This is a genomic window from Marivivens donghaensis (genome assembly GCF_011806565.1).
In the GTDB taxonomy this organism is placed as follows: Bacteria; Pseudomonadota; Alphaproteobacteria; order Rhodobacterales; family Rhodobacteraceae; genus Marivivens; species Marivivens donghaensis_A.
This window is the reverse complement of sequence record NZ_JAATOP010000017.1, coordinates 21,915-47,041: the sequence shown is the minus strand read 5'-3', so window position 1 is coordinate 47,041 and position 25,127 is coordinate 21,915. Positions and strand designations below refer to the sequence as shown.

The window sequence follows — 25,127 nt, the reverse complement described above, 5'->3', positions numbered from 1 at the left end:
ACCAGATCGAGCGAGGTGACGAGGCCGCTGTCGCAGAGCATTTCCATGACGAGGTGCGCTTCGCGGACCGTTGCGCCGCCGGGAACCGTGGTGCCGACCGCAGGGGCGACCGAGGGGTCGAGGAAGTCGACGTCGAGCGAGACGTGCAGCATCGCGTTGTCGGCTTTCACCCGTTCGAGGAATTCACCGAGCGGTTTGGCGATACCGACCTCGTCGATAGTGCGCATGTCGACCAGCGTGGCGGAGCCGTTGTCGCTGTCCTCAAGAAACGCGCGCTCTTCGGGGTCGACGGAGCGCAGGCCAATCATGCCGACGCGCTCGACGGGGATGGTGGTCGTGAGCGGCGGGAAGGCGTCGAAGCCTTCACGGCCCGTGACATAACCCACGGGCGTGCCGTGCAGGTTGCCGCTGGTCGAGGTGTCGGGCGTGTGGACGTCCGTGTGCGCGTCGAGCCAGAGGATATAGAGCGGGCGGCCTTCCTTTTCGGCGTGGGCCGCGATGCCGCTGACCGACCCGAGCGAAAGTGCGTGGTCGCCGCCCATGAAGATCGGCAGGCCCTTGGGTGCGTGTTCCAGCGCGGCAGCCGCCAGCGTCTGTGTCCAGCCGACGTTTTCGTCCAGCATATGCACAACGGGGTTGTTCGGCGCGCCCGCATCGACCTTGGCCGGTGCGAGGTTGCCGATATCCTCGACCGTGTGGCCGAGGTTGGTCACAGTTTCGGGCAGGCGGGCCACACGGTAGGCGTCGGGGCCCATCAGGCAGCCACGGCGGCGTTTTCCGCAGTCGACGGGGGCTCCGATCAGGATCACATGGGTCATTGCTGGCTCCTTGTTAATATACTGTGCGGCGGCTGGCGCGGATCGCCATGATCCAGATGATCGCGATGCCGAAGGACACGACAGCGTTCCAGGCCGGCATGGAAAGGCCGAGCCACTGCCAGCTGATCTGGTCACACATCACCAGTTTGGGGGCCGCGTCCACGGCAAGAAGGTCGGTGCCGCTCAGCGCGCCGAGATCTTGGCCGCTCCCCGTGCAGGAGGACGGGCCAGCCCACCATTTCTGCTCGACGCCGGCGTGGTAGACGCCGATGCCGCCGGTTGTCAGCGCGGCCAGAAGGCCAAGGACGGGCAGCACAGGGCCGGGCAGGAACAGCGCCGCGATGGCGATGACGATCGCCGCGCCGTGCGGGTAGCGCTGCCAGAAGCACATCGCGCAGGGCGGCAGGCCCATCAGTTTTTCGAAAATGAAGTAGGCTCCGCCGAGCATCCCTGCGTGCGCAAGTCCGGCCAGAGCGACGATTTTATTGCGTTTGTTCATTAGAGGTATTTCACAAGATAGAAGCCACCGATGAGCACGACACAAAACACAATGAACACCAGACCCAAGCGCTTTTCGATGAAATCACGGATAGGTGTACCGAATTTCCACAAGAGGCCCGCCACGATGAAGAAGCGCAGGCCGCGTGCGATGATGGCGGAGATGAGGAACGGGACGAGCTGGAACTGCAAGACGCCAGAGGCGATGGTGATGACCTTGAACGGGAAGGGCGTGACACCTGCGATCAGCACGGCCCAGACACCATATTGATCAAAGCGCGCGGCGAAATCGTCGAAGGCGTGCATCTTGCCGTAGAAGGCGAGCACGGGCTCTCCGATCAGGTCGAACAGCGCGTAGCCGATGAAATAGCCGAGCAGCGCACCAAGCACCGATGAGATGGTCGCGACTGCCGCGATCAGGAACGCCTTGTTCGGGCGGGCGATGATCATCGGGATCATCAGCACGTCGGGCGGGATCGGGAAGACCGAGGATTCAATGAACGACACGAGCGCGAGCGCCCAGAGAGCGTGCGGACCCCGCGCAAGCGACATGGTCCAGTTATAAAGACTACGGATCATCGGAAAAAACAGCTCGTAAATGAAATGGAGGAGGCGAACGGAACGCACGCGCGGGAACACAATTGCATGTCCGCCAGTTAAGTTCGAGAGCTAACGGAGGATCAATTCATGAAATGGCAAGGCAGACGCCAAAGTACAAACATCCAGGACCGCCGCCGTATGGGCGGTCGGGGCGGCGCCATCGGCGGTGTCGGAGGCTTGGGTGTTCTTGCCATCGTCGTCATCGGCTGGTTCCTCGGGGTGGACGTGTCGCCGCTGCTGGATGGCGGGCAACAGGTGCCGACGGGCCAGTCGCGCGAGCTGACCGCAGCGGAGCAGCAGGAGGGCGAGTTTGTCGCCGTCACGTTGGCCGATACCGAAGACGTCTGGGACACCGTGTTGCCCGAACAGGCAGGCATCCAGTACCGCCCGCCGCAGCTTGTACTATTCTCCGGCGGCACCCAGTCCGATTGCGGCGGCGCGAGCGCGGTCACGGGGCCGTTTTACTGTCCGCTCGACGGGATGATCTACCTCGACACCCAGTTCTTTACCGTGATGGATCGCCAGCTCGGGGCAGGGGGTGACTTTGCCGCCGCTTATGTCGTCGCTCACGAGGTCGCCCACGCGGTGCAGGACCAGCTTGGCATCCTCGATCAGACGATGCGCCTGCGCCAGCGCTCTTCCGAGGCTGACGCGAACCGCATTTCGGTGATGACCGAACTTCAAGCCGACTGTTTCTCCGGCATCTTCGCGCGCTATGCGCAAGACGCTCTGGGCACGCTGGAGGCGGGCGATATCCGCGAGGCGCTGAATGCGGCCCGCCAGATTGGTGATGACACGCTGCAACGCAACGCAGGCCAGCGTGTCCAGCCGCACACCTTCACGCACGGCACCTCCGAACAGCGCCAGCGCTGGTTTGATACGGGCTTCCAGACTGCCGATATGGGGCAGTGCAATACATTCGAAGCCCGCTCGCTTTAAGTGCGTTGACGTTCCTCTGGCGCACGGCTAGAGGAACGGTGTTGGCCGGTATGGCGGAATGGTAGACGCAGCGGATTCAAAATCCGAATACTTCCGACATCAAAATGATCTCGCTTACAAGACAACCACGGGTAGCGAGACTAGTTTGGCCGAGAAAACCCAAACAAATCATTGGCTTACAGACTTTCCTTTCGGCTGGGGAATTAACCCACCCTAGAGATAGTCTCGAAAGTGCATGTCAATAACGGATTGCGAATGTCAAAACACGAATGGACATTCCAATGCAGAACATCATCGCCAATCTGATCGAGAAGAACCTGCCCTCAGTCGCTCAGTCGCTCCTCGAAAACCGCATGGTTGAGGTGAACGCGACCTTGGACGAGTTGCAGCGTTATGCCCTCAACACCTCGGCAGAGGTGGAGAGCGCGGTGGAGAACTACATGGCCCTCCACACCGAGACGACGAACCTCCGCATCGCTCTGCGTGATGCCCTTGAGGAGATCGAGTACCTCAAGAAGTCGAACGCCAAATTGGCCGACACCATAGCACTCGAACGGGTGCTTTCGAAGCTGGGTTAAGACCCTCTTCCTCCTCCTCCTCCCAATTAACCCACCCTATTGATCAAGACCCATAGAGGTTCAGTTAGAGTTTCCTGTTAGAGGTGTAGGTGAAGGTGTATTTAACCTTTAACTTAACCTTTAACTTAACCTTTAATGCTGACGCTCACTGAACCTCAGGGTCTCCCCATTCCCCACGGAGACCGCGATGTTCGCACAGCCCATCACCCCCGCCGCCGACCTCTTCCAGCAGCAAGCTGAACTCGAAATGGAGATGCGCGAGAAGGGCATCGACCGCTACCGCAAGCAGGTTGCCAAGGACCAAGAGCATGGCCGCGAAGAGGGCACCGCTTACGGCTCGATGCTGATCAACCGAGCGGTCCTCAAGGTCTCCGCGAAGATCGGTGAGATGTTTGCCCAGCGCGAGGCAGGTAAAGCTGGCCGCAAGGGTCCAGCCTACAAGCTGCTCAAGGCGGCAGAGCATGACCTCGACATGATCGCCTACGTTGCCATCCGTCACATGGTCGCCACCATCACCAGCCCCCGCGTGAAGATGTCCACGATGGCAATGACCATCGGCGGCTCGGTCAACGCTGAGATGCGCTACGCCGAGGTCCGTGAGTTGGACAAGAAGTTCTACAAGCGTCTGGCCGAGGAGGCGAGTAAGCGTTCGGCAACCCACGTCAAGCGCCGCGTCACCGACCTGTTCATCAAGCGCCGCGAACTCGCGCTGGCCAAGGATTGGTCACCGAAGGAACAGGGTCTCGTCGGTCAGTACCTGATCGAGGCTGTGATCGAAGCCACTGGCTACTTCGTGCAGTCTACCGTGACCGAGGCCGAGCGCGTGGACACCGTGATCTCCGTCTCCCGTGATTGGCGCTTTTTCAATACGATGGGACAGCCCGCAGGAGCGCCGTTCAGAGGCCGTAAGCGCCGTCGATAACCAACCATACCCCCAAGCACAGATACCCCTCTACGGGCCTCTCTGGGGCCTCTCTGAGGCTCCGTGCTTGGGGGTTTTTTCGGGTTTTGAGGGGGTTTCAAGGCCAGGATTACGCCTCGGTTTCGTGTAGTGTTTTCAATGGCTTGGAATAATCCCACCCTATTGAACTATATACTATTTAAGGTTATATAGAGAGAGGTGTACCTTAGAGGTTCCCGTGAGAGGTCTAGCTAGAGGGTACACCTCCTCCACCTCCTCCTCCTAAAGAGAGAGAGTAGAGGTGCTAGTGAGGGTGACAGTGAAGGTGGAGACCACCTCCTCCTCCTCCCTCTCAAGAGAAGAGAGTAGAGATGTGAGTGAAGGTGGAGACAACTTCCTCCTTATCCTACTATCAAGCCCTATCAGAGGTGCTAGTGACTGAGACAGCGAAGGAGTAGACGACCACCGCTATCTCCTACCATCACTCACTCTAAGGCTGCCCCCTAGCGCTCCCTCTTAAGGTTGCCCGCTAAAAGCGACTTAAGGCCGTCAGGATAGAGGTGAGGGCCGTCGAGGAGGTCGAGCTCCGTTAGATCGAACCATTCGGCGAAACATGAGCTTCCATCGCTCTCTAGGAACTCAATCCGGGTCTCCCCTGCGAAGGCGGTGTCCGCGAAGGTGATGTTGAAGAGGGCGATCACTTCGTGGCCGAGGCTGCCTTCATGCGTATTTATGTTCTCCATGTAGAGCGCTGGGCCGTGGGTCTTCACCTCCACTCCAAGCTCTTCACGGAACTCTCGAACGACGGCCTCCTCCGCCGTCTCTCCGAACTCTACAGCCCCGCCAAGAGGACGAACGCCTGATGTTGCCTTCATCAACCGAGACTTCGCTGGCAAGCAATTTGCCCTCCCGCCAATGAAGGCCGAGAGCTTTGAACCGTATGGGGTGAGGGTCGCCAAGTCGTCATACGGGCACGCTAGGGGCGCGTGACGGTGCTAACAAGGAGAATGGAGAGTGGCCGTGAGAGGGCCGTTTTGTTTTGCTGCACGTATCTGTGAGGCCGACATTATACGTGGCTAAAGCAGCTATCCCCCCTCTCCCCGGGGGTGCTTTGGCGCAGTCAAAGAAATGGTACTAGGCGTCAACCACAAAGCTTCTTGGCAATGCTAGGCGCGAACAGCAGATGTTCGACTTGATGACTGAGCAGACAGCGAAATTGACTGTGCTTCTAGCGTCATCCCTAGAGTTAGGTTTGCAGAAGAATAGTCTGAATGTTGAAGAGTTATCTTTTCCTGCGTTAGCCATGAAACGCAGCTAGGCGATGATAGCGGGCTTAGAAAAGCCGTCGTGCCGGCGAATACCTCAAAAGGTGCAATTTGCGTCCGCTTTCGCTGACGCCCTACTATGACTCGTCTTCGTCCTCAGTATCATCGAAGTCTTTTGAGTAATTGGTCTCGAGTTGAACCATCAGTTCCTCGGTAATCCATTGATAGCCCATTCCCAAAACACTCCGATAGTGTCGCCCCTTGAACGAGCGAAGGGCTGACTGGAATTGCACCATGACAAGAACTGCGTCGCTTACTTGCGGCAAGTCGTCGTCATCTAGAGCTTCGAGATATTTTGCGTCGGGCTGACCTTGAAGCACCACCACCAAGTTTTCCAGAACGCGGTTCACGATCTTGACTTTGCCAGCACTCATAGATGCGTCGGGCTTTTTCCTTGAAAGCTCTTTCACCTCGTCGAGCAAGGACGAGAACACGTCGAAACTTGCTTCATACTCAGCGACTTTGGCATCTGTCGTGATATGAGGGAAATTGTAATAGTCCTCAAATGCCATTATTTTCTCCCAATCTTTGTCGGTGGGCCAGATCTAATCTCACTCGGCTCACCATTTATAACGTAGTACCAAATACCGAATTCGCCGATCACGTTATCCGAACGAAATCTCTCAGCTTCTTCCATATACTGGGCGATCACCATGGTCACATCGCTAGTTGATGGCGCGTCGTCAGGATCGAACTGATCGAACTCTTCAAACGGCTTGTAATTGTCGCCCAGTACTTCATTGCCAGTGGCCAGAATTCTGTTGATGAGCTTTAGCTTGAATGCATTGACCGCATCATTCGGTCTTTTCTTGGCAAGGGCCCCGATTTCAGAATTAAGGCCTTGAAGTTGGCCGATCAACTTCTCAAGCCGTTCCACATCTTCTTTGCTGTCCATGATCTCTCCTATGGGCAAGCGCGCCGGAACTCGACGTATTTCTTGTTCAAAATGTCGAGCGGTGTGCGTTGTTTACTTTCGAAAACCTCGACCATCTGCTCTAGGTCTGCATCGGTCAGGCTAATAACAGCTTTCCGCTGTCCCGCCCAAAGGTTGACAGTGCGCTGAACCTCTGCCCGCTTAAGCGGGTTCCGTGTCACTAAGACCCCGAACTTTCCAAGCTCGTCTGTCAGGTAGCGGTTGATCTGGTCGATATGCGTTCGCTCAATCGCCGCAACGTTCTTCATCTCGAAGGTGATCTGCCGCGACCCATAGTCGTCCATTAACTCTTGCAGGAGTGGGTTCGAGCGGGTGTTGTAGAAGATCAAGTCACGTATGGACACACCATCGTCCGTGCGCGCCTGCTCCTGAGCAAAGTCGAGGTTCGGATAGAACAGCGAGGGCAACAACCGACCGACCAATTGCTCGTACTTCGCATCTGCGCCGTTGGTTTTCCCTGTCGGCAGCTTTTTTATCTCTGCAAAGACCCGCTTTGCCGAAGTAACGGGGATTTGCGAAAAAAGTGGATCGTTCGCGCAATCGTCTGCAGTACGTTCCTTCGACTGGATATAGCCATCAATGACGCCGTAGTTTTGCCGGTTATAGCCCAGAACCTTAACTCGCGTCAGTTCTTCTGGCTCATGCGAAATCTCGTCCTGCGGGCAGTGTTTTTCAAAGTAATCGTCGTAGCTAATCCAAGGGGCAAACCGCAGCCAACGCTTCGGCACGAAGATAATCGGCGAACCATTTTCAGGGTTCACCGGCAATGGCAAACCGGCTTCCCGTTTGAATGCGCCCGAGCGAGCATCATAAACATGCTCGATTATGCAATCTTGTGTTGGAATACCGAGTTTTTGACACTGCTCAATCGTGAAGTCGATTAAGAACGACTTGAGGAAGTTGCAACCAATATCAGAAATGCGGTCCTTTGATATTCCTTCGATGAAAAGTTGAATCTCCTCGAAGTGTCTGAAACCACTCTGTTGATAGCGCGGAATTACCTTGAACAGGTCAATGATCTCGCGGGCTTTGTCTGGGCCAATCCGCTTGCCCTTTCGGTTTAGGGACGTGCCCAAGCCGACTTCGTCGCACTCGGACGCGATAATCAATGTCCCGATTGCCTGCACTTCTTTGCCTTGCGCAGCAAGAACCCCAAGGTGATTGAATGCGTTGATAAGGCCTGTATGAAGCGCTTGGTCCTGCTGAGAAGGTGACCGCCACAGCATAAATGGGTCAAGGTATAGGGGAATATCTTCATCCAGAAACGGAATCGCGAAGTCGAGGTCGACCTGTGCCGCATGAATTCCATGATAATCTGTAAGACGAGGCCGAATAAGCAACTATAGCGCCGTATGTTAGCTGAGGTTGCTTTGAGATACCAAATTCTGCATCCGATTGGCAACCGAGGGTTGATCGAAAATAAAGCTCAAGTAGACTCTTTTCAAGACCATTTCGCGCACTAGACTGCCGTTTTTGATGCGGGCCAACTATCAACAGAACTGAGCGAGAACACCTGCGAAAAGCGGCCACCTAAGTGCGTGCCTCATTGCACATGCTTGCCATTCGCTTTGTGCTGCAATCGTATCATTACGATATACTGTGGCCTTCCTCAGAGAATATTTCCCGAGACTTGGCGTCGGTACGTGCCCCAGCCCAGCGCAATCTGTTTGTTTTGTCCGTAAGGGCATACCGTAACGGTCACCCCTAAGACTGTCCGAAAGTATGTCCGTAAGGGTTGACTTCCATCTACGGACAGTCCACCTATCGGGCACAACCTTTACGGACGCTTCTGGACAGCACCATGACCACCATTCTCTATGCCCGCGTCTCCACCACGGAGCAGACCCTCGACCACCAGAAGTCTCAGGCAGAGGATGCGGGGTTTGTGATCGAGGAGGTGGTGGCCGACCACGGCACCTCTGGCGTCACAACAACGCTCAGAGAACGCGAGGAAGGCCGTCGGCTGTTCGACATGCTCCGCAGAGGAGACACGCTTGTGGTCCGCTGGGTGGACCGTCTGGGGCGCAACTATCAGGACGTTACGGACACCATCAGGGAGTTCATGCGCCGAGGCGTCATCATTCGCACGGTCATCAACAACCTCACCTTCGACGGAGCCACCACAGACCCCATGCAGGAGGCCGTGAGGGACGCTCTCATTGCCTTCATGGCTGCCACGGCACAGGCACAGGCCGAGGCAACGAAAGAGGCCCAGAAAGCTGGCATAGCGGCTGCCCGTGAGCGTGACCCTCAGAGCTACCGTGGACGCAAACCGAGCTACGACCGTCAGCAGCTAGCGGTAGTGACGGAGATGCTCTCCCGAGGGGCTGGCACCTCCTCCATCTCCAGAGCCACGGGTCTCTCCCGCCAGGCCGTCCTGCGGATTAAGGACGACCCCGCGAAGGCAGAGGCGGCGTTGGAGGTGTGGAGCTAGGCAGTGCCATAAAACTTACGGTTCTCACTCGTCAGGCACCATTACTGCCGCAATGCTGTTCAACATCTTTTCATGCTCAGGTATGTAGTGCGGGGCCAAGAAAAGAATGACTTTGGCCCAAGCTTGGTAGTCTTTGTTTTTTTCGGGCAATCGATACCTGTCATCCGGCAGGTCTGTCAGTTCAGGAACACCTAGCTTTCGTAGTTCAGATGGGCCGAACTCATGCCGCTTGTCAGCAATTGCCCTATTCGGGTGCGAATTTAGCTTTTCCCAACCGCGATTGTATTGGACTAAAACCTCAGGCGTAAGTGCCGCACGGTTAAGCCAGTCCTTTGAGGGAAGATGTGGCTCAAAGGCTAAGTAGATCAGGAGGGGCAAATCTATTGGTCTGTCCCGGTAGCAACGCAGTGCTAGCTCTACCTTTAGAAGAATGCGTTTAATTTTCCTCATGCCACAAGTGGAGGCCACAGCTAACTTAGCTGCGAGTTCTGCAGCAGCCGTGCTCGAAAATTCCTCCGCTTCACCAAACGGCGTAAACGGTGGTAACTCATGCACAAGGTCCGACACTGCTGCAGACAAGTTTTCAGGTTGGGAGGCAAGGCCTAGTCTGATGTCGACAAACTTGTCCAAATACATCTCGTCGCCTTGGGCCGCACCGTAGCGGTGCTTTGCTAGGTTCTCTAGATAGTCAGCGTTGACCATGAGGCAGAAGGTGAAGCCAGTCTGATCAAACATCAGTTTCGTAGCTTCCAGAAATGCGAGCGCGTAGTCGGGATGGCAGCGGTCGAGTTCGTCGATGATGACGACCACACGATTGACTTCATTTGAAGATGTTAGCGCCTCTCTGAGTGTGCGTAGCTGGTCCGGCAGTTCCTTCTTTCGAATTCTCTCCGCCACCATGCTCGTAGCAATGAGTTGTGCTGCGGCCTTCGACATCTCGCCGCCAACATCTTCTAAGAGCCCATCGAGTGCGTCAAAGTCGCCGAGTTCGTCAATGGCTTTGTCAGTAAGGAGATTAAGGGCATCTTCAGTCGCGTGCTTGAACAGAATTGAAGCTCCGGCTTTCGCAGCGACCTGCCCGATCTTCTTTGCTTTTTTCAGTGCTTCTTTTGTCTTTGCGACATCCTCCCTAGGAAGATGTTCGAGCATTGCGCCAAGTAGCGTGATTACAGGGTCTCCGGAATGGTCTGAGAGGCGGACATCAACTTCAATTACCACCTCGCCAGCGGCTCGCAATTGCTGGGCCCAAGCCTTGCGGAAGAATGTTTTTCCGCGACCGAACCCAGCTTCGATTGAGATAACCTTTTCATCATCGATTGACTTGATGAGATTCGTGAAAGCCGCACCTATGGCTTGGTAGCCAAGGCGGTCGTCTTTCCAAATGTCGCGACTGCTGTCGTCGGTCATACGTGTGCCTGAGATTTTTTATTGGTTGTCACTCAGTGGGTAGGATGGTGCCTTCTAGGCAGTGTAGCCAAGCTCTTGCCGTGCTGCCTTAAGATCGATCTGCGCATTGATGCCGTGCTTGGAAAGCAGGTGGAGAAGGTTGGACCCATTGAGCAGTGTAATGGGCTTGTCAGCGGCAAACTTGTAGGCGTCAGGTCCATAGTCCGCAGTGGTGACCAAGATGCCTTTGCTGGCACCCTCATTCATCACTGTGCCATAGAGGTCTCGCACAGCTGAAACACCAACGGTCTTCGTGTAGCGCTTTGCTTGGATGACGATCTTGCCGCCAGTAATCGGGTCAGGGTCGAAGGCGACTGCGTCCACTCCGCCGTCCGAGCTCGATTGGGTCACCTTCACTTCACCACCACGGCTCGCGAACTCCTTCTCGAAGATTTCGCGCACGAGGTGCTCGAAGTCGTCCCAATTCATTGCAGCGACGTTCACGCCTTCATTTACGCCGACAGCGATCTCACGACCGTCGATGAACCGCTTGTCCGATGTATCGAACTGAATGACCGGGGCAATCGCTGCGAGACCGCTTAGAGAAGCCGCAGAGACACCCTTGAAGGCTTTGAAGCAGGCCTTCGGGTCAACCGCCGCGAGGTTAACTTCAAGGAACTTCTCGCGCTCAAACACGGCTGACAAGATGGTCAGATCTTCTTCACGACCTGTAGCCGGGTCTGTGTGGCGCACTACGCCGTTGAAGAGGATAGCGGAGATGTTGTTCGGCGTGTCAGCCTCGAAGAGTTCGTGTACAGTTCTCAAAGCGACCTGATAGCAGAGGCTGTCGTAGAGACGCTTCTGCTCGGCCTTTGATATCAATGTGGACTTCAGCTCACCTGTCGCAGGTATGAAGCGCGTGGTCTTTGCAATCTCCACCACCGTGGGCTCAGGCAGCATGAACTCCACTTTGAGCAGGCGATCTTCGGACGTGAAGTCGAGCCTATAGCTGCTTTGGAACCAATCGGGATAATTAGACGCGTCAAGCACCAGTGATGCGTGTTCAATGACTGCCGAGGGAGCTCCAGTAGCCCAATCCGCTTCAAGCTGATCTATCGCTGCATTGTGTTCTTTGAGCTCTCTATCGAGCTCTTCGACGAGGCGCGCTTGGTCTTTGTCCCACTTGTCTTTGTCGCGCCGCCATGCCTCAAGCCGGACCGCGTGCTCCTCATCGCGTTTTTTCAAATTCGCTTCGTACTCTTCTATCCTCTTTGCGTGCTCTGCGCGTGCCCGACTGCACTCTGCCTCATAGTCAGCGCGGTGCTTTTCTTCGATTGCTCGTGCTTTTCCCATCAGCTTTTGCATGAGACTGACACGAGGGGGAGAGGCAGCTGGAAGTCGGAGATGAGGGGCTTGTGGCTTGGAGAGCTCGTGAGGCTGACTGCGATCAAATTCCAGCGGCTGGTGGAACTTGTTGGTCCGAAGTTTGTCCCATCGAACTTTATCATCAACGTCCAATGTTTGCTTAAGTAAGCCCTCAAGCTCGCTGATTTTTCGCTCAGCCTCGATTGTATTTTCGAGCGCTAGATCATTACCCGCCTCGCGCTCAGCTTTGGCTAAAGCCGCTGCATGCTTTTTGCCCCATGAAACGAGTAACTCGTTTAGCTTCTCCTGAAGGGTATATCGATCGGGCCCGCTAATCTCTTTGAAGAGTGCAAGAGCACAATGGCTTACCGGAATATAGATGCGGGTGACTTCACCATATCGGTTATATGTAGCTCGGGCCTCACCGACTTGGACGTGTTTGGCCAGTTCGCCTTCGATGTAAACGGAGGAGGAGGAGGTAATTGTTGGCATACTCGTTCAGACACTCCCAAATGACTTTCGATAGCCTAACGGCATCAAACACCCTATGCCAGATAATAGTTACGGCACTTCTCGCATAGGATGTCATGAGTATTGCTAGTCAGCGGGGCGCTGCACGCAGGACTTTGCGGTACGCGAGAGACATTATCGAAACGTCCGTCCGCATTGTATATATGAGGTTTCAAAGGGTGCGTAATGGCATTTGGAAGTAAACCTCTATCGCCGTCCCTCCATCTCCACCTTCAACTTCAGATCTCAAATGAGCGGACACCCAAGTCGGGATTGCTTCTGGCTTTGAGGGTCTCGATGGAGCACACGCTCATAGTGATGGCTACGTCTCAAGGAGCCGAGGAGGAGGTGTGTCTGTGTGCCCGATCTGTTAAAGTTTGGACGCCCAATGATGCCCGACTGTGAGCATTCCATAAAGGCCTCGTCCGCAGCCATCATGCGGGCCTCATCTCGACGGTAGGACCATTTCCCACATTGCCCTCTAAAGGGTCCGGGACTGGGCCCTCGTGGGGGTGCGCCCATGCTGCTCTCGCTTCGTCATCTCTGACGGGCTCATCAAGATAGTTCAGCAGTGGATGGGCGATAAGGTCATCACCACGACCGTGCGCCACGCGCCCTTGCGTCTGACTATTTCGACGTGAGAACTGATGCCCTCGAGGCATACGGAAAGGAACAAAAGTGAATGCACACGATATGGACGCTCTCTGCGCCGTGACAAGCCGCGTGGAGATGCTCGTCAACTTGTCTGACATTGGTCTCGCCCTCGTCATTCATCACGACCAAGACAAGGTCACCCGCCTGACAGCGACGGAGATCGATCAGCGGCAGCGGAACGCTGTTGGTTGGGTGCTCATGGGTGAGCCTTACGCTCACAGCGCTACGCTGGCCTTCATGCAGCCCAAGATCGAGGTGCTTGAGGGGGAACTGGGCGGATTACTCGCTAATAGGCCCAGCGCCAAAGCGGAGGTCGAGGACATCGTCGCGATGTGGCTGGCCCATCACTTCGACGCTATAGAGTACACCGTGTCAGTCGCAGAGTAGCGCTTGACGACTCGGCCCTCGCGTCTCATAGACCCATCCAGTGCGGGCGTGGCGGAACGGTAGACGCGAGGGTCTCAAACACCCTTTCCTCACGGAGTGTGGGTTCGAGTCCCACCGCCCGCACCAACCAACTCCCCCAACATGCCAAAAGACTTCTCTCTGCCGCTGGCGGAACACATCGACGTGGCTGTCACCCACCAGCGCGTACACACCGAACTTGATAAAGTCGGCGCATACGTCGAAGGCGATCTCTGGCTCGAACGGAGCATGTCCATGTCCTTCGAAGAAGTCATACGCACCTAGGTCCTCATCGGGTCGACATTCGCGGTCAACCCTCAGACGCTACGCTAGGCCCGTATCCGTAATATCGAACTTCGGAGGATCGAGGAGGCGAGACGTGGGCAGGGACAGGTCGTTGCCCACATTTATGCTCCTTTTTACAAGAACCTTCACCAACTCCGTCACGCGCTCTTCAGCGGGGGCAGGGAGAACCGAGAAAATGTGGCGCGCCGTATCGAACACATGCTCGAATACCTGCACAAAGCCTTCACGGGTTGCATGTAACCCACTGAAAACAAAGACAATGTCAATAATGTCAATGACAATGTCAATCATGTCAATTTCCACTGACATCGCCTGAAATTCTCTATGCGAAATCAATGGCTTACAAGTCACCAGCACATTCAAAATCCGCCGATGGTAACATCGTAAGAGTTCGAGTCTCTTTACCGGCACCAACTTTTCCCAATGATTCAATAGAATAGCAGTTCCCGCGCGGGGCCGTCGTGCCTTGATCGCGTCATTTTCCGTGGTCGAGTGTGGCGGAAATGCGGCAGCAATGTGGCGGACCTTCGGGGTTGCAATCTGAGAACCCCTGTTCCTAACGCCCGAATCGCGCGCCCTAAAAAGGTCTCATTCGGGTAGTTGGTCCTCTCGATTGCGTGAAAATCGGTCCGCAAAACGGGTACAAAATCGGGTTTTTCCATCTATTGGTGCGGTTTTGAAAACAGCACTCACCGAATGAGGCAAAAGTGAGAAGTCCCCACAATTACAGGCAGATCGGGGCCTGAATGCATCCCATAGGCGAAAATACATTCCAAAAACGGTAGCCTTTGAATCGCATTTTACCTGTAAAATAAGGGCGGATTTAACAACCTTGGGGTAGGGTGCCTGGAAACAGTTTGTTGCTGCCTTGTTCGCCTTTTCGCGTGTGCAGCAATCGACGCCACAACTTTGTGGCGGTATTTGGAAGAAAAAGGCGAAATTGTGAAAAATTAGGTTTAGCGAACGTATACTTTAGAGTATTCATACATAGCCTAACTGGGGGGCTTTGGATCGATTGGGGCGATCCTGGTGAACGCGGCATCCGCGTGATCCGAACAAAGTGTCTGCGAGAGGAACTTCCTTTTGCTGGAGAGAAACAACGCGTCGAAAGCGATTTCGGCGTGCGGGATGAAGTCGCGCTTATCGCCAAGGTTGCGAAGGCCGGTCCCCTAGGTTGCCCGAATTAACGGGCCGTCGGGCAAGTGGAGAATGATATGTCTTGGTTTGGTTTTGATTGGACGAAGTGCTCCTGGGGTTACGGCTCCTACACGACGCAATGGGGTGACTTTATCTACCAGATTGGTGCGAGCGACGGTTGCTATACGTCGACTTACAACGACGAGGGTTGCCTTACTGTAAAGGCGGGCGGCTGGGCCGGCGGTGCATTCGGCACCGAGCTCGAAGGCGGCAAGATCAACATCTACGACGTCGATATGCACAACATTGGTGCGGGCAAGGGCGTTCAGGTTATCTTCTACGACGAAAACAACTGCGCCATGCAGCCGACCTACGAGCAGCACGACGGTTACGTCACCGTCACCGCACCGGACAACTTCTTCAAGCTCATCGTCAAGAACAACACCAACTGCGACATCAAGATCGGTGAGCTTCAGTGTGATCCCGTGAACGACAGCGACGGCATCGTCGAAGGTACGCCCGCAGGCGACCTGATCGACCTCGCTTACACCGGCGATCCCGACGGCGACATGATCGACAACAACGACGCGATCCTCGCTGACGAATACGGGAACGACGATATCGTCAAGGCCGGCGCAGGCGACGACACCGTCTTTGCAGGCGAAGGCAACGACGACGTCTTTGGCGGCACCGGTTCGGACACGCTCTATGGCGGCGCGGGCAACGACTACCTCAAGGGCGACGAAGGCGATGCGGCCGTTACCAACACCGATACCTCGGTCGATTGGGGCGATTTCGCACGCAACAGCAACGGCCATGTGACCTCGGGTGCGACGCAGGACATCGGCGGCGTCAATGTCACCTTTTCGTTCAACGGCCAGCAAGTCGGCTCCACCGCCACCTACACCAACCAGAACGAATACGTCGAAGCTGGCGATAACCTCGACAGCAACTCCGCGCTGTACCTCTACGGTCCGGACAAGGACACCTGCAACACCGGCTCGATCGAATACACCTTCCACGCTTGGGATCTGAACGATGTCACCGCATCGTCGAGCAAGATCTTCCAGAGCGGCGCTGTCGGTTCGGACTACGCCGTGGGCAAGACCTTCACCATCAACAGCGGCGCGTCGGTCAAGGACATCACCGTCTCGGACAACGATGGCTACCTGAACGATAACGACGACAGCGATCAGAAACTGGTGGGCAGCGAGCACCTCGAGGGCACGACCTATTCGAGCGGCTCCAAGGTCCAGCCCGAGTACGCCTACACTGTCAAGGACTGCGTCACCGGCGAATACACCAACATCTACGCAATCCAGATGCCGGACTCGGACACCGTTGCGCTTGCTTCCAACAAGGCGATGATCCCTGGTCACCAGTACCAGATCGTCAGTTGCCCCGAGAACCTGCCCTCGATCGGCTACAGCCAGCTCGACGGCTACAGCGTGGCGACCGATGCTGTCGGCGACGTCTCGACCGCGACGCTCGACTTCTCGTCGGCTGACAACGCCTATTCGGGCGAAGTCGAGAATGTTTCGTTCCGTATCAATGACATCGACTACGGTCCTAACGGCGAATACCACCGCGATATCGTGACCGTCCGCGCTTATGACGCGAACGGCAACGAAGTCACCGTGACCATCACGCCCGAAGGCAACCAGACCGTCAACGGCAACACCGTCACCGGCGGCGACATCGATAACGGCGGCACGCTGACCCCGACCTCGGCAGCAGGTTCGGTCCTGTTCGAAATCGCGGGTCCGGTCTCCAAGATCGTCATCGACTACGACAACGGCGGCTACAGCGACCAGGCGATCAACGTCACCGACCTGAATGTCACCACCATCGCGCTGGACACCGGCGTAGCTGGCGACGACGTCATCTACGGTGACGACGGCGACGACTGGATCGAAGGCGACGCGGGCAACGACGAACTCTACGGCGGCACCGGCAACGACTACCTGAACGGCGGCGAAGGCAACGACAACTTCGTTGGCGGCAACGGCGACGACAGCATGTACGGCGGCGACGGCGACGACCTGTTCGACGACGTGGCTGGCACCGATCAGGACAACGCCGGTAACGACTACATCGAAGGCGGCAAAGGCAACGACGTTGTCTTCGCAGGTCTCGACAACGACACCATCTACGGCGGCGAAGGCAACGATAAGCTCTTCGGCGAAGGCGGCGACGACTTCATCAACGGCGACGCCGGCAATGACGAAATCTACGGTGGTCACGGCGCAGACGATCTGCGCGGCGGTGCCGGTGCGGACGTCATCTCGGGCGGCGAGGGTGCCGATAGCATCTCCGGCGGCGACGATGCCGACTACATCTACGGTACTGCCGGTGACATCATCGACGGCGGCGCAGGCGGTGACGACAACGACACGCTGGACCTGTCCGGTCAGGGCAAGTTCTTCCTCGACAACCTTGTCGCTGACTCCAACGGCAACGGCTTCGACGGTACTGTCCGCTTTGTTGACGACAACGGCGCCGAAACCGGCCAGACCATCGACTTCACCGAGATCGAAGGCTTAAAAGGCGACGTCTATAACCGCGGCCCGATCGCGAACGACGACTTTGCCACCACCGCGTTCGAGACTCCGGTCATCATTGACCTGCTGGCAAACGACTACGATCCGGACGGCAACCCGCTCACGCTGGTCAGCGTCACCTCGGACGACGGTCTGGTTGATCCGCTCGGCGACGGCAAGGTTCTGTTCACTCCGCTGAACGGCTTCTTCGGTCCCGCGACCATTAACTACACCGTTTCGGACGGTGAAAAGACCGACAACGGCACTGCCCGCATTCAGGTCGAAGAAGAGCAGCGCGACGGTACCGTCATGGGTACTGCTGGCGATGACGTCATCGACGTGAACTACGCTGGCGACCCCGACGGCGACTTCGTCGACAATGACGACGCGATCCTCACTGGCGACACCGGCAACGACGACCTGATCTACGGCTACGGCGGCAACGACTCGATCCTCGCCGGTGACGGCAACGACGAAGTCTACGGCGGTGCTGGCAATGACACCATCGACGGCGGTGTCGGCGACGACATCATCACCGGCGGCGAAGGCAACGACACCATCGTTGCGGGCGCTGGTAACGACGAAGTCTACGGCGGCAACGGCGACGACTCCGTTCAGGGCGGCGCTGGCAACGACAACATCTACGGTGGTGGCGGCAACGACACCCTGCGCGGCGGCGACGGCAATGACTCGCTGTTCGGCGGACAGGATGACGACTACATCATCGGCGGTGACGGCGACGATTACGTCAACGGCAACGGTGGTTTCGACACCCTCGACGGCGCGCTCGGTAACGACCGCATCATCGGCGGCGAAGAAGAAGACGTGCTGATCGGCGGCGCTGGCAACGACACGCTCTACGGTCAGGGTGCGGACGACTCGCTCATCGGCAACACCGGTTCGGACGAGATCTACGGCGGCAAGGGCGACGACATCATCGACGCCTCCTCGCAGTATCCCTACGCGCTGCCGGACGTCGGCTATCCGGGTTTGTACCCGTCGGACACCGATCCGAACAACGACCGCGACTACGTTGACGGCGGCGAAGGCAACGACACCATCTTCACTGGTGACGACGCCGACACCATCCGCGGCGGCACGGGCGACGACTACCTCGACGGCGGCATCGACGCTGACGAAATCTGGGGTGACGAAGGCAACGACTACATCATCGGCGGCGAGGGCGACGACGTTCTTTATGGCGGTGACGGCGACGACTTCATCGCCGGTGGTCTGGGCCCGAACTTCCCGGACTCGATCAACCAGCCGAACGACGGGACCGACCTCGTTCTGAACAACGGTCGTGACGACATCAGCGCTGGCGCGGGTAACGACACCGTCTACGGTCAGGACGACGACGACACCATCCGTGGCGGCGAGGGCGACGACTACCTCGACGGCGGCATCGACGACGACATCATTTGGGGCAACGAAGGTTCCGACACCATCGTTGGCGGCGACGGTGTCGATACGCTCTACGGCGGTCTGAACTCTGATACCTTCCTCGGCGGCAACGTGGGCGACTACGTTGAAGGCGGCGAAGATCCCGACAACTCGGACGTCGACGTGCTCGACCTGACCGGCGTTGCGTTCGACCGCATCGTTTACGACAACGGCAACCCCGAAGCGGGCACCGTCTACTTCGATGCAAACGACGACACGCAGACCATGCGCTTCGAGCAGATCGAGAACGTCATCCCGTGCTTCACGCCGGGTACGCTGATCGCGACCGCTCGTGGTCAGGTTCCGGTCGAGAAACTGCGCGAAGGCGACAAGGTCATCACTCGCGACAACGGCATTCAGGAAATCGCATGGGTCGGTTCCAAGCTCATGACCACCAAAGATCTGGTCGCCGCGCCGCACATGCGTCCGGTCCTGATCAAGGCTGGCGCTTTGGGCAACGGTCTGCCGGAGCGTGACATGATGGTCTCGCCGAACCACCGCCTTCTGGTCGCCTCGGATGTTGCCGAGCTGTACTTCGAGGAGCGCGAAGTTCTCGCAGCTGCCAAGCACCTCGTCGGCTCGCAGGGCATCCATCAGATTGACGTGACGAACACGAACTACATCCACTTCATGTTCGAACGCCACGAAGTCGTCCTCTCGGACGGTGCATGGACCGAAAGCTTCCAGCCGGGTGACTACAGCCTCAAGGGCATCGGGAAAGAACAGCGTAACGAAATCTTCGAACTGTTCCCCGAACTGCGCGAAAAGGTCGGCGTCGAGAACTACCAGTCGGCCCGTAAGTCGCTCAAGAAGCACGAAGCCAAACTGCTCGTTCGCTAATTTTAGACTTTGCAGCAGGAAAGAGGCAGGCACCTGCCTCTTCCGCATGGCCGGAGTGCGCAGTGGGGTGCGCTCTCCGGTTTCATTTCCGAAATAATCCGACGTTGATTTGCTGATCTTTTGACCGCTGTGCGACAATCTGTGGCGGAATTCGGCCAGTCAGTCATTTCTATCATTTCGCATGTGCGAATATACTTTCGGATTGCCACAGATATGCCTTAGAGAACGGATAGTTTGGGCCACCGCGTGACGGGTGGTCTGCCCGTGTTTGTTGTGTGCGCGAGGTTATTTGGGGCATGAAATTGGGTAAATACATTGGCACAGGCCATGCCGATACGATCACTGGATCGAACGGCGATGACACTATCACCGCGAAAGGCGGCGATGACATTGTCTACGGCGGTGGCGGTAACGACACAATATATGCCGGCAATGGTTTCGATAAGGTTTACGGCGGCGACGGCGACGACACAATTTACGGTGGCGGCGACAACGACGAGCTGATGGGCGAGTCCGGTGCCGATACTTTCATCATTAGCCCCGACGGAAGCCAGGACTGGTCGAACACCACGGTCAAAGGCGGCTCGGCCGGTAATGACGCGGACACCCTCGATTTCAGCGAGTTCACCCGCAACGGCTGGGAAATCCAGAACTTCGTCAAGAACGCCGAAAACAACGGCCAGCCCGGCTATCACGGCCAGCTCCAGCTCTATAATCCGTCGACGGGCAAGCACGCCAACATCAACTTCGAAGACATCGAACGTTTCGTGCCGTGTTTCACCACTGGCAGCCTGATCGCGACGACGCTCGGCGAACTGCCTGTTGAACAGATCCGCCCCGGCCATCAGATCGTCACCCGCGACAACGGCATCCAAGAGGTCGCTTGGGCCGGACGCCGTAACCTGAGGCGCCATGACCTCGTGGGGCAGAAAAACCTTCGCCCGATCCTGATCAAGCGCGGCGCGCTCGGCGCCGATCTGCCCGAACGCGATATGTGGGTGTCGCCGAACCACCGGATGCTGCTCGCCTCCGAGCAGGCGGAGCTCTATTTCAACGAGTCCGAAGTGTTCGTCGCAGCCAAGCACCTTGTCGGCCTTCCGGGCGTGCTGCAAACCATGACGCCGGGCGTCAGCTACCACCACATCATGTTCGAACGCCACGAAGTCGTTCTGGCAGACGGCGCTTGGACCGAAAGCTTCCAGCCTGGCGATCAGAGCCTCAAGGGGATCGACGCCGATCAGCGGGCCGAGATTTTTCAGCTATTTCCGGAGCTTGCCACGCGTTCCGGCGTTGACGGATACCAATCGGCCCGCCGCTGCCTGAAGCGGCATGAGGCTCAACTGCTGCTGGGTTAACGCCCCGTTTCCGCGCGGAACGCGGCCCAATCCTCGGGCGTATCCAGATCGCGTCTCGCCCGATTGCCGAACAGCGGAACCAGAACAGTCTGCTGTTTCAACGACTTGACGATCGCTTCTCCACCATTGTCGCCCGTGATGTCCTCGAACATCGGCCGCGTGCTTTGATGGAACAGCACCGGATGCCCCGGTTTGCCTTCAGCCGTCGCGGCGCGCCAGATTTTCGCGTTCGGATGTGCGACGCGTGCATTGCAGATCGTGTTCAGATCCTCCGCCTCGACCTCTGCGAGATCACCGAGGAACACCAGCACATCGCCCTTCGGCAGCATCTTCACCGCGCCGCGCAACGTGCCGGAAATGCCTTCAGCGGCGTCCGCGACAAACAGCGGCGTCACAGGTAGATCTCGGATCAGGTCCAGACGCGGATGATCGGATGAGGGCAGGGCGACAAACACTTGATACCCCGTGGAAAGTGCGCGCTGACATTGGAGGTTGAGAAGAGGCACACCGTCCACAGGTTCGGCGAGTTTATCGGCGCCGCGCATACGAGAAGCGTTGCCGGCGGCAAGTATCAGAATAGATATCATATTACGAAGAATGACACGTCTACGGCCCAAAGGCCATTAAGACTTTAGCGAGGGATTGATGCGGGCATTCCTTTACCGCCTGAGGCTCTGGGCACGAAAGCTCGGGGTCCGCGTTGTTTCGATCGCGGCACTTTCGGTGCTGTCGGTCTTCGCGGCGAAATACTCGGGCGTTTATGTGCCTGCTGGCGTGGCCGAGAAAATCGGCGCGGATTCAGTGGTTTCGCTGCTGAACATCATCGCGAACTCTATGCTGACGGTCACCACGTTCTCGCTGTCCGTGATGGTGACGATCCACCGCAACGCATCCAGCCAGTGGACACCGCGCGCCCACCGGATGCACCTCCGCGACAGCCGGACGCAGACGGTTATTGCAACGTTTCTAGGGGCTTACATCTACGCGCTCCTCTCGCTGATCCTGCTGGATACCCCGTATTTCGGCGATAAAGAGGTCGTCGCGCTCTTCGTTACGACGCTCGGCGTGATTGCGTGGATCGTTTACCAGATGCTGATGTGGGTGCTGCACCTCCAAACCTTTGGCAGCTTGGAGCAGACCGCCGACCGCATCCACGAACAGACCCGCGACGCGTTGCAACTGAGGATGGCGCACCCGTGCCTTGGCGGGCACGCGCTGCTAGACCGTGCGATCATCCCGATGGGTGCCAAGCCCGTGTTCGCCTCGCGCTCCGGCTACGTCGTGCGGATGATGGCCAGCGCGCTTGATAGCGCGGCAGAGGACTGCGGTGGCGCGATCTACATCATCGTCGACGTGGGCGAGCACATCACCAAGGGCGATCCGATTGCCTTTACCACCGGTCACACCGAGAGGATGACCGAGGCGGTGGAGCAGAACATCGACATCGGCCATCATCGCGACATCGAACAGGATCCGAACTTCGGCCTGCTCATGCTTGCAGAGATTGGAGAAAAAGCGCTTTCGCCCGGTGTGAACGACGGCGGAACGGCGATCGACATGATCGACCGGATGGCCGAGCTTGCTGAAACGCATGAGGACTTGGGCGAGACGACCTATTCGAACCTCTGGATGCCGCCGCTGAACACGGGCGATATCATCCGCCGTCCGTTCGATCTGATTTCGCGCTATGCGATCACCTCTCTGGAGGTGCAGGAGGTGCTGCTCAAACGCCTCGATATCCTGTCGCGCCACCCTGATCTTGAGATAGCAAAGGCCGCGCGGGAGGTTGCGCAGGACGCTTTTGACCGCGCTCAGGAGGCCCTGCCGACTAAGGTCGACAAGGCAAAACTTGTGAAACCACAGTGCCTTACGGGATGATGCGCGTGTACTTGACGCCTTCGAGCGTCGCGCCCACGCGGAAGCCCGCCTGCGCAAATACCACCGCGATGACCGGAGAGGTCGAGGTCAGCGTCGAGGCGCTCAGCATCTCGCCGCGGTCGTTGAGCGCGTAGGCCACGTCGGCACCGGCGGTCCAGCCGCTCGACTGACGGAAAGCGCTCAGCGCTTCGGGGGTCATGAAGAACAGAACCGCGCTGAACTGCTGCGCGCCGAACTGGATGCCCGCGCTCGCGCCCGCTGCCGAATAGTAGTCCACGGTGGTCTCGCCAATTACAAGCGCGCCGCGTCCGTAAGAGCCGCCAAGTCCAATGCCCGCTTCGGAAATTAGCGGCATGACCAGCATACCCGAGGACTGGCTCGCCAGCTGGCGGGTGCCCGGATAGGCGGTGTACATGTGGTTGAGCGTTGCGGCGACGCGCGCGTCGATGGTCGCAGCGCCGCTTCCGCCGATGGGGTTGCCGCAAGCAGCAAGGGTTCCGGCTGCCATCATGGCGCCGGCCGCAAATCCGCGTCGTGTCAGGTTGGTCATACTTGTGCCTCGTCAATAAGGGGCGGCTTGTCTGCCGCTCTGTCATGTAGCGGCACTATACGCCGCAAACCGTGTTATGTCATCCGTTGAGGATACGTGCCGCTTCGGGCGCGAAATACGTCAGGATGCCGTCACAGCCCGCACGTTTGAACGCTAAGAGGCTCTCCAGCATGACTTTTTCACCGTCGAGCCAGCCGTTCGCCACCGCAGCCTGGATCATCGCGTATTCGCCCGACACCTGATAGGCGAAAGTCGGCACACCAAATGTATCCTTCACGCGGCGGCAGATATCGAGGTACGGCATCCCCGGTTTGATCATAACCATGTCGGCGCCTTCCATCAGGTCGCGTTCGACCAGACGAAGAGCCTCGTCCGAATTGCCCGCGTCCATCTGATAGGTCTTCTTGTCACCCTTCAGCGCGCTCGAGGCACCGACCGCATCGCGGAACGGACCGTAGAAGCCCGAGGCGTATTTCGCGGTATAAGAAAGGATGCCAACGTTCTGATATCCTTCGCTTTCCAGCGCCGACCGCATGGCCCCGATACGCCCGTCCATCATGTCCGACGGCCCGAGCAGATCGGCACCGGCCTCGGCCTGCGCGAGCGCCATTTTCACCAGCGCATCCACGGTTTCATCGTTCAGGATCTCGCCGTTTTCGACGTAACCGTCGTGGCCGTTGATGTTGTAGGGATCGAGAGCGATGTCCGTCATGATGACCATCTCGGGCACCGCGTCCTTGATCGCGCGGATCGCCTGATTGGTCAGATTGTCGCGAGACCACGCCATCGCGCAATCCTCGGTCCGGTGCTCCATCGAGGTGTAGGGAAACAGGCACATCGCCGGAATGCCGAGCGAGAACGCCTCGCGCGCCGAATTCACCACGCGGTCGATTGTCTTGCGGGTCACACCCGGCATGGACGGGATCGCAGTTTCGTCGTCCTTTCCCTCGATCAGGAACACCGGCCAGATGAAATCATCGGTGGTGAGCGTGTTTTCACGGACCATAGCGCGGATGCCTGCGGATTTGCGGAGGCGGCGGAAACGGGCGGTGGGATAGGGGGCGACGGTGGGTTTCATAACGGGCCTTTCATGTCACACCCCTTGGGTGCCACGTAAAATTGTTGTTGCCAAGTCTGGGCAATCACAAGAGCGGAAGTTAACGTCCGCGCAGAAGACCAACCGAGGCCCATACCCGTGGATTTGATACAGAACGTATTCGACGTCATCGACTTTCGGTCCTTTTCGAATGCGTGGTACTGGATGGTTGTCGCCATCCTCTGGTCGACGTCGTCCTATTGGGTTGTTGGTGTGCCGTATGACCTGATCCAGCGGGCAGAGCGGGAACACGGCGATGCCTTCACTGACATGCAGGCAGTTGTGATCGTTTACGTTCGCCGCACGCTGAGCATCGTGCGCCAATCGGCGGTCTTCCTGATCGGCTTTATGTGCTTCATCCTCGCGATGCTCATCACCTTCGCCGTTTTCTACCAAAAGGAATTCGCGCAGGCGCTTCTGCTGCTGATGGTTCCGCTGTTCGGGCTGGGTGCGCTCAATGTCCGCACCGCTCTCAAGATCGAAGCCGAAGGCGTGGGCAGTGACACGATCTTCCGCCGCCTGCGTCGCCACCGTCTGATGGTGCAGGCGATCGGCATGTTTTCGATCTTCATCACGGCGACTTACGGGATGTTTTACAACCTCGCTGTTCTTCATGCGTTCTAAGGATTGACTCT

General features: G+C 57.5%; 23 protein-coding genes and 1 tRNA gene. 11 read left to right on the top strand and 13 right to left on the bottom strand.

The annotated features are described in order from the left end of the window. The 3 genes from rocF to HCZ30_RS16320 all read right to left on the bottom strand — a co-directional run. Positions 1-818, bottom strand: an 818-nt coding sequence (rocF, locus tag HCZ30_RS16330; protein ID WP_167639373.1) for an arginase, incomplete at its 3' end; no start/stop codon positions are given. A 13-nt stretch (positions 819-831) separates the two neighbouring features. Further along, a complete protein-coding gene (locus tag HCZ30_RS16325) occupies positions 832-1,317 on the bottom strand; it encodes a disulfide bond formation protein B (protein ID WP_167639372.1) in 486 nt (161 codons plus the stop codon). Further along, complete coding sequence (locus HCZ30_RS16320; protein WP_167639371.1) at positions 1,317-1,895, bottom strand: YqaA family protein; 579 nt, start codon at positions 1,893-1,895, stop codon at positions 1,317-1,319. The genes HCZ30_RS16325 and HCZ30_RS16320 overlap by 1 nt, the downstream gene beginning before the upstream one ends. 108 nt (positions 1,896-2,003) lie before the next feature. Here HCZ30_RS16320 and ypfJ point away from each other — a divergent pair, with 108 nt between their 5' ends. The 3 genes from ypfJ (at position 2,004) to HCZ30_RS16305 (ending at position 4,355) form a co-directional block, all read left to right on the top strand. Next, positions 2,004-2,855, top strand: a complete 852-nt coding sequence (gene ypfJ / locus HCZ30_RS16315) for a KPN_02809 family neutral zinc metallopeptidase (RefSeq protein WP_167639370.1) — start codon at positions 2,004-2,006, stop codon at positions 2,853-2,855. A gap of 281 nt (positions 2,856-3,136) precedes the next feature. Then, entirely contained in the window at positions 3,137-3,433 is a 297-nt protein-coding gene (locus HCZ30_RS16310; protein ID WP_167639369.1) for a hypothetical protein, read from the top strand. A gap of 187 nt (positions 3,434-3,620) precedes the next feature. Then, entirely contained in the window at positions 3,621-4,355 is a 735-nt protein-coding gene (locus HCZ30_RS16305; protein WP_167639368.1) for a hypothetical protein, read from the top strand. Between the two features lie 482 nt (positions 4,356-4,837). On the opposite strand, the gene HCZ30_RS16300 is transcribed toward HCZ30_RS16305, so the two are convergent. The 4 genes from HCZ30_RS16300 to HCZ30_RS16285 form a co-directional block, all read right to left on the bottom strand. Beyond that, positions 4,838-5,209 carry an NUDIX hydrolase gene (locus tag HCZ30_RS16300; RefSeq protein WP_246212953.1) on the bottom strand — a complete coding sequence of 124 codons (372 nt, stop codon included), beginning with the start codon at positions 5,207-5,209 and terminating at the stop codon, positions 4,838-4,840. A gap of 527 nt (positions 5,210-5,736) precedes the next feature. Continuing rightward, positions 5,737-6,171, bottom strand: coding sequence for a hypothetical protein (locus HCZ30_RS16295; protein WP_246212945.1), 435 nt, complete (start codon positions 6,169-6,171; stop codon positions 5,737-5,739). Beyond that, a complete protein-coding gene (locus tag HCZ30_RS16290; RefSeq protein ID WP_167639367.1) occupies positions 6,171-6,554 on the bottom strand; it encodes a hypothetical protein in 384 nt (127 codons plus the stop codon). The genes HCZ30_RS16295 and HCZ30_RS16290 overlap by 1 nt, the downstream gene beginning before the upstream one ends. Before the next feature lie 8 nt (positions 6,555-6,562). After that, positions 6,563-7,933 carry a hypothetical protein gene (locus HCZ30_RS16285; protein ID WP_246212943.1) on the bottom strand — a complete coding sequence of 457 codons (1,371 nt, stop codon included), beginning with the start codon at positions 7,931-7,933 and terminating at the stop codon, positions 6,563-6,565. Positions 7,934-8,394: 461 nt separating this feature from the next. On the opposite strand from HCZ30_RS16285, the gene HCZ30_RS16280 reads away from it, so the two are divergent. Further along, positions 8,395-9,027, top strand: a complete 633-nt coding sequence (locus HCZ30_RS16280; RefSeq protein ID WP_167639366.1) for a recombinase family protein — start codon at positions 8,395-8,397, stop codon at positions 9,025-9,027. 24 nt (positions 9,028-9,051) lie between these two features. Here HCZ30_RS16280 and HCZ30_RS16275 read toward each other — a convergent pair whose 3' ends face one another. Both HCZ30_RS16275 and HCZ30_RS16270 read right to left on the bottom strand, forming a co-directional pair. Beyond that, on the bottom strand, positions 9,052-10,434 hold the full coding sequence (locus tag HCZ30_RS16275; RefSeq protein WP_167639365.1) for a KAP family P-loop NTPase fold protein: 1,383 nt from the start codon (positions 10,432-10,434) through the stop codon (positions 9,052-9,054). A gap of 54 nt (positions 10,435-10,488) precedes the next feature. Next, entirely contained in the window at positions 10,489-12,270 is a 1,782-nt protein-coding gene (locus tag HCZ30_RS16270; RefSeq protein WP_167639364.1) for a restriction endonuclease, read from the bottom strand. Positions 12,271-12,966: 696 nt separating this feature from the next. Between HCZ30_RS16270 and HCZ30_RS16265 the strand changes: the two genes are divergently transcribed. The 3 genes from HCZ30_RS16265 (at position 12,967) to HCZ30_RS16255 (ending at position 13,632) form a co-directional block, all read left to right on the top strand. Beyond that, complete coding sequence (locus tag HCZ30_RS16265; RefSeq protein ID WP_167639363.1) at positions 12,967-13,329, top strand: hypothetical protein; 363 nt, start codon at positions 12,967-12,969, stop codon at positions 13,327-13,329. A 42-nt stretch (positions 13,330-13,371) separates the two neighbouring features. After that, positions 13,372-13,455 (top strand) — tRNA-Leu (locus HCZ30_RS16260). A 15-nt stretch (positions 13,456-13,470) separates the two neighbouring features. Beyond that, positions 13,471-13,632 carry a hypothetical protein gene (locus HCZ30_RS16255; RefSeq protein WP_167639362.1) on the top strand — a complete coding sequence of 54 codons (162 nt, stop codon included), beginning with the start codon at positions 13,471-13,473 and terminating at the stop codon, positions 13,630-13,632. Between the two features lie 39 nt (positions 13,633-13,671). Here the strand turns inward: HCZ30_RS16255 and HCZ30_RS16250 are convergent, their stop codons facing one another. Then, positions 13,672-13,944, bottom strand: coding sequence for a hypothetical protein (locus HCZ30_RS16250; RefSeq protein ID WP_167639361.1), 273 nt, complete (start codon positions 13,942-13,944; stop codon positions 13,672-13,674). Positions 13,945-14,867: 923 nt separating this feature from the next. Between HCZ30_RS16250 and HCZ30_RS16695 the strand changes: the two genes are divergently transcribed. Both HCZ30_RS16695 and HCZ30_RS16225 read left to right on the top strand, forming a co-directional pair. After that, positions 14,868-19,613: a Hint domain-containing protein gene (locus tag HCZ30_RS16695; RefSeq protein ID WP_246212941.1), complete on the top strand. Its 4,746-nt coding sequence runs from the start codon at positions 14,868-14,870 to the stop codon at positions 19,611-19,613. A gap of 302 nt (positions 19,614-19,915) precedes the next feature. Further along, positions 19,916-20,968 (top strand): Hint domain-containing protein, encoded by a 1,053-nt coding sequence (locus HCZ30_RS16225; RefSeq protein WP_167639360.1) that lies wholly within the window; start codon positions 19,916-19,918, stop codon positions 20,966-20,968. Here the strand turns inward: HCZ30_RS16225 and HCZ30_RS16220 are convergent. Beyond that, positions 20,965-21,555 (bottom strand): nucleotidyltransferase family protein, encoded by a 591-nt coding sequence (locus HCZ30_RS16220; protein ID WP_167639359.1) that lies wholly within the window; start codon positions 21,553-21,555, stop codon positions 20,965-20,967. The genes HCZ30_RS16225 and HCZ30_RS16220 overlap by 4 nt on opposite strands. A 58-nt stretch (positions 21,556-21,613) precedes the next feature. Here HCZ30_RS16220 and HCZ30_RS16215 point away from each other — a divergent pair, with 58 nt between their 5' ends. Further along, the gene (locus HCZ30_RS16215; protein ID WP_167639358.1) at positions 21,614-22,846 is read left to right on the top strand and encodes a DUF2254 domain-containing protein; all 1,233 of its coding nucleotides are present in this window, start codon (positions 21,614-21,616) and stop codon (positions 22,844-22,846) included. Here the strand turns inward: HCZ30_RS16215 and HCZ30_RS16210 are convergent. Both HCZ30_RS16210 and hemB read right to left on the bottom strand, forming a co-directional pair. Beyond that, positions 22,836-23,396 carry a YSC84-related protein gene (locus tag HCZ30_RS16210; RefSeq protein WP_167639357.1) on the bottom strand — a complete coding sequence of 187 codons (561 nt, stop codon included), beginning with the start codon at positions 23,394-23,396 and terminating at the stop codon, positions 22,836-22,838. The two genes, HCZ30_RS16215 and HCZ30_RS16210, sit on opposite strands and share 11 nt — an antisense overlap. Positions 23,397-23,475: 79 nt before the next feature. Continuing rightward, the gene (hemB, locus tag HCZ30_RS16205; RefSeq protein ID WP_167639356.1) at positions 23,476-24,474 is read right to left on the bottom strand and encodes a porphobilinogen synthase; all 999 of its coding nucleotides are present in this window, start codon (positions 24,472-24,474) and stop codon (positions 23,476-23,478) included. Between the two features lie 117 nt (positions 24,475-24,591). On the opposite strand from hemB, the gene HCZ30_RS16200 reads away from it, so the two are divergent. Continuing rightward, positions 24,592-25,116 (top strand): component of SufBCD complex, encoded by a 525-nt coding sequence (locus tag HCZ30_RS16200; protein WP_167639355.1) that lies wholly within the window; start codon positions 24,592-24,594, stop codon positions 25,114-25,116. Positions 25,117-25,127 lie beyond the last annotated feature (11 nt).

Coding starts and splice junctions, on each gene's coding strand:
- HCZ30_RS16325 (WP_167639372.1), bottom strand. CDS start 1,317: ATGAACAAACGCAATAAAATCGTCGCTCTGGCCGGACTTGCGCACGCA.
- HCZ30_RS16320 (WP_167639371.1), bottom strand. CDS start 1,895: ATGATCCGTAGTCTTTATAACTGGACCATGTCGCTTGCGCGGGGTCCG.
- ypfJ (WP_167639370.1), top strand. CDS start 2,004: ATGAAATGGCAAGGCAGACGCCAAAGTACAAACATCCAGGACCGCCGC.
- HCZ30_RS16310 (WP_167639369.1), top strand. CDS start 3,137: ATGCAGAACATCATCGCCAATCTGATCGAGAAGAACCTGCCCTCAGTC.
- HCZ30_RS16305 (WP_167639368.1), top strand. CDS start 3,621: ATGTTCGCACAGCCCATCACCCCCGCCGCCGACCTCTTCCAGCAGCAA.
- HCZ30_RS16300 (WP_246212953.1), bottom strand. CDS start 5,209: ATGAAGGCAACATCAGGCGTTCGTCCTCTTGGCGGGGCTGTAGAGTTC.
- HCZ30_RS16295 (WP_246212945.1), bottom strand. CDS start 6,171: ATGGCATTTGAGGACTATTACAATTTCCCTCATATCACGACAGATGCC.
- HCZ30_RS16290 (WP_167639367.1), bottom strand. CDS start 6,554: ATGGACAGCAAAGAAGATGTGGAACGGCTTGAGAAGTTGATCGGCCAA.
- HCZ30_RS16280 (WP_167639366.1), top strand. CDS start 8,395: ATGACCACCATTCTCTATGCCCGCGTCTCCACCACGGAGCAGACCCTC.
- HCZ30_RS16275 (WP_167639365.1), bottom strand. CDS start 10,434: ATGACCGACGACAGCAGTCGCGACATTTGGAAAGACGACCGCCTTGGC.
- HCZ30_RS16270 (WP_167639364.1), bottom strand. CDS start 12,270: ATGCCAACAATTACCTCCTCCTCCTCCGTTTACATCGAAGGCGAACTG.
- HCZ30_RS16255 (WP_167639362.1), top strand. CDS start 13,471: ATGCCAAAAGACTTCTCTCTGCCGCTGGCGGAACACATCGACGTGGCT.
- HCZ30_RS16250 (WP_167639361.1), bottom strand. CDS start 13,944: ATGATTGACATTGTCATTGACATTATTGACATTGTCTTTGTTTTCAGT.
- HCZ30_RS16695 (WP_246212941.1), top strand. CDS start 14,868: ATGTCTTGGTTTGGTTTTGATTGGACGAAGTGCTCCTGGGGTTACGGC.
- HCZ30_RS16220 (WP_167639359.1), bottom strand. CDS start 21,555: ATGATATCTATTCTGATACTTGCCGCCGGCAACGCTTCTCGTATGCGC.
- HCZ30_RS16215 (WP_167639358.1), top strand. CDS start 21,614: ATGCGGGCATTCCTTTACCGCCTGAGGCTCTGGGCACGAAAGCTCGGG.
- HCZ30_RS16210 (WP_167639357.1), bottom strand. CDS start 23,396: ATGACCAACCTGACACGACGCGGATTTGCGGCCGGCGCCATGATGGCA.
- hemB (WP_167639356.1), bottom strand. CDS start 24,474: ATGAAACCCACCGTCGCCCCCTATCCCACCGCCCGTTTCCGCCGCCTC.